Origin of the sequence: Bradyrhizobium sp. STM 3809, assembly GCF_000239795.1 — a bacterium.
Taxonomy (GTDB): domain Bacteria; phylum Pseudomonadota; class Alphaproteobacteria; order Rhizobiales; family Xanthobacteraceae; genus Bradyrhizobium.
This window is the reverse complement of the sequence record NZ_CAFJ01000693.1, coordinates 1-3,584: the sequence shown is the minus strand read 5'-3', so window position 1 is coordinate 3,584 and position 3,584 is coordinate 1. Positions and strand designations below refer to the sequence as shown.

Here is a 3,584-nt window from a genome sequence, read left to right as displayed (position 1 = left end):
CGTGCGGCCCGGCCATGGCACGTCGGGCGCGCGCCGCGCGGTGGCGCGGATCGTCTCCGGGGCGGCCGCCTTGCCCTCCACCCAGTTGTCCAGCGCGGTCAGCAGATCGAACTGATCGGTCGCCGGTCCTCCGCCGCAATGGTTCATGCCGGGAACCAGGAACAGCCGCGCGAAGCCGTCCGTGTCCGGGTATTTCTTCTTCAGCTGGTCGACATAATCGATCGTGTCCAGCGCCGAGAAGATCGGGTCGGCGGTGCCGTGATAGAACAGCATCTTGCCGCCCTTGGCTTTGAACGTGTCGAGATCGGTCGAGGTCGCCGCCTCATACTCCATGCCGGCGTCGAAGCCGCCGGCGCCCTTCATCACCTTGGGCACGTCGCGGTCGATATCGAAATTGCGCACCCAGGCGACAAGATCCGTCGGCGTCTCCGGCGGGCTCATGAAATCATACGGCACGCCGCCGGCGATCAGCGTCAGATTGCGCGCATTCGGCGGGCTGACCTTGGGCGTGCCGAGCTTCCAGGCGCGCCAGCCTGGCGAGGCGAGGCCGGGGTCGTAGGGCCAGCGGGAATAGATCAGCCCGCCCATCGCATTGCGGCTGCCGTCGAACATCAGCTTGATGGCCTTCAGCTTGGGCGCGGACAGGCACTGCGCGCTCTCGCCCTCCTTGCAGGCGAGCACCGCCGGATCGAAGCGGCAGGCCATGACGTTCTGCACCATGCCGTCCTTGGCGCCATCGGCGCCGTCGCACGCCGCGGTCACACCGTCGGCGACCAGCTTCAGGTCCTCGTCGGTCAATGCGCTGCCGACATCGGCCTTGCCATCGGGTCCTGGAGGCGCGATCGACAGCAGCGCCTGCTCCTGCACGATCACGTCGATGCCGGCGAGCGGCACGCGATAGGCCGGCGCGCCGGCGATGACGCCGTCGAACAGTTCCGGGAAACGCTGCGTCACCGCCATCGCCTGGCGGCCGCCATTCGAGCAGCCCGCAAAGTAGGAGCGGCGCGGCGCGTTGCCATAAAGCTTCTCGGTCGCGCCCCTGGCCGCTTCGGCCACCGGCGGAATCGAGCTGTAGCCCTTGTCGCGCCGTGCCTGCGGATCGAGGCCGAACTGGTATGGCCCGAGCGGACCGGGCTCTTCGAGGTGGCCGGAATCGGTCGAGGCAGCCGCATAGCCGTTGGAGAGCGCGTTCGGCGGTGTCGTGCCGGTGAGCAGGCCGAGCGCCGGCCGCAGCACGCCATCCACGCCCCCGCCGCCCTGGAAGACGAACTTGCCATTCCACGTCGCGGGCAATCGGAGCTCGTAGCCGATCGCATAGGGCTTGCCGTCGATGCCGGTGCGCTCGTTGATCTTGCCGCGGATCAGGCAGTGATCGGGCGCCGGGCTCGTGACGCCGGCAGGCGCAGGCGGCGCGAGCTGCACGCCGCCGGCCGCAACGAACTCTGCCGTGACGATACGGCCGCTGCCGGAAAAGCCCTGCGCCAGCGCGGCGCAGCTCGCCTTGAAATCCTCCGCCCGCGCCGAAATCGTCGCTGCCGACGACAGCAACATGGCGGCCAGCGCCGTCACTCGGATCTGCATCAGTCTCGTCCTCCCAGCATCCGGGCCACCGCCCGTCGCGCCGTCATTGGCTTTGCGGCGCTTGATCACCTCACGACCATAGCCAAGCCTGCGCGCGGCCCGCAAGCGGCCGTGCGCGCACGTCCGATTGAAAACCGCTGCCGAAGCGTGTCATCTGTCGGCACGACACGATCGAGGGACATCATGGCTGCGGACATCCGGTTGAATGCGTTTGCGATGAACTGCGTCGGGCACCAGTCGCCCGGCCTGTGGCGGCATCCGCGGGACCGCTCCTCAGACTACAATCGCCTGCCCTATTGGCTCGACCTGGCGAAGACGCTCGAGCGCGGCCGCTTCGACGGACTTTTCCTGGCCGACGTGCTCGGCGTCTACGATGTCTATGGCGGCAATCCGGACGCGGCGCTGCGCCACGCCATCCAGGTGCCGGTGAACGATCCGATGATGCTGATCTCGGCGATGGCCGCGGTTACCGATCATCTCGGCTTCGGCGTCACCTGCACCCTGTCCTACGAGCCGCCCTACCCGTTCGCGCGGCGCATGTCGACGCTCGATCATCTGACCGAAGGCCGCATCGGCTGGAACATCGTCACCGGCTATCTCGACAGCGCCGCGCGAGGCATGGGCAAAGAGCGCCAGACCGCGCATGACGACCGCTACGACGTCGCCGACGAATATATGGAGGTGGTCTACAAGCTCTGGGAAGGCAGCTGGGAGGACGACGCGGTCAAGCGCGACCGCGCCAGCGACATCTTCACCGATCCGGCCAAGGTGCATCGGGTGAGCCATCACGGCGAGAACTACCAGCTCGACGCCATCCATCTGTGCGAGCCGTCGCCGCAGCGGACGCCGGTGCTGTATCAGGCCGGCACATCTCCGCGCGGCCGCGTGTTCGCCGGCCGCCATGCCGAATGCGTGTTCATGTCCGGCCCCTCGGCCAAGATCATCGCGCCGCGCGTCGCCGCGATCCGCCAGGCGGCCGTGGAGGCCGGGCGCGCGGCGAGCGACATCGTCATCTTCAGCATCGCCACCGTCGTGCTCGGCGAGACCGACGCGGAGGCCGAGGCGAAATTCGCCGACTACCGCCGCTACATCGACCACGAGGCGTCGCTCACCCTGATGTCGGGCTGGACCGGCGTCGACTTCTCGACCTATGAGCTCGACCAGCAGGTGCGCCATGTCCTCAACGAGGCCGGCCGCAGCGCCATGGACAACGTGACGCGCGCCGATCCGGACCGGGTCTGGACCGTGCGCGAGGTCGCCGAGCACATCGGCATCGGCGGCATCGGGCCGGTGTTCGTCGGCTCGCCGTCGAAGGTCGCCGATCTCATCGAGCATTGGATCGAGCAGACCGGCGTCGACGGCCTCAACCTGGCCTTCGCCCTGTCACCGGAGAGCTTTGCCGATGTCGCCGACATGCTGGTGCCGGAGCTGACCCGGCGCGGCCGCTACAAGAAGGAATATCGGCCGGGCACGTTGCGCGAAAAGATGTTCGGCCGCGCCAGGCTCGCAGCGCCGCATCCGGCGGCGGGGTATCGGCCGTAGTCACGCGGACAGAAGCTGCAGCATCCGCGCCACCGCGGCTGCGATCGGCTTGATGATCGGCCTGGAAAATTGCGGCTGCAACTGATCGGCGGCCTGGGCCAGCGGGCCGCCGCCGATGATCACGGCCTCCGCGCCATCAGCCTCGATGCAGGCGCGCGTCGCCGCGGCGAGCGCGTCGACCAGCCGCGCGGGATCGGCGGCAAGCGCGACCGGATCGCCCTCGGTCAGCCGCGTGCCGGTGAATTGCGCCGACAGTCCGAGCGCGTCGGCGAGCGCTGAGATGCTCGCCACCAGCGCCGGCGTCACGGTGGCGATGCCGAAGCGCCGCCCGCCCTCGGCCGCCGCGCGCATCGACGCCTCGCCGATCCCGGCCACTGGCCTCGCGTCCGCCGCGCGGATCTCGGCCGCGCCGGGATCGCCGAACGCGGCAATGATAAGGCCGTCGCAATCATGCCGATGCG

Annotated in this window: 3 protein-coding genes; 1 reads left to right on the top strand and 2 read right to left on the bottom strand. The window is 68.9% G+C overall.

From position 1 onward, the window contains the following. A partial coding sequence (locus BRAS3809_RS30465) for a tannase/feruloyl esterase family alpha/beta hydrolase (protein ID WP_035659492.1) occupies positions 1 to 1,581 on the bottom strand: 1,581 nt, incomplete at its 3' end. A gap of 183 nt (positions 1,582 to 1,764) precedes the next feature. Here BRAS3809_RS30465 and BRAS3809_RS30460 point away from each other — a divergent pair. Beyond that, the gene (locus tag BRAS3809_RS30460; protein WP_008965865.1) at positions 1,765 to 3,123 is read left to right on the top strand and encodes an LLM class flavin-dependent oxidoreductase; all 1,359 of its coding nucleotides are present in this window, start codon (positions 1,765 to 1,767) and stop codon (positions 3,121 to 3,123) included. Here BRAS3809_RS30460 and BRAS3809_RS30455 read toward each other — a convergent pair. Beyond that, positions 3,124 to 3,584: aspartate/glutamate racemase family protein (locus BRAS3809_RS30455; RefSeq protein ID WP_035659489.1), on the bottom strand; the 461-nt coding region annotated here is incomplete at its 5' end.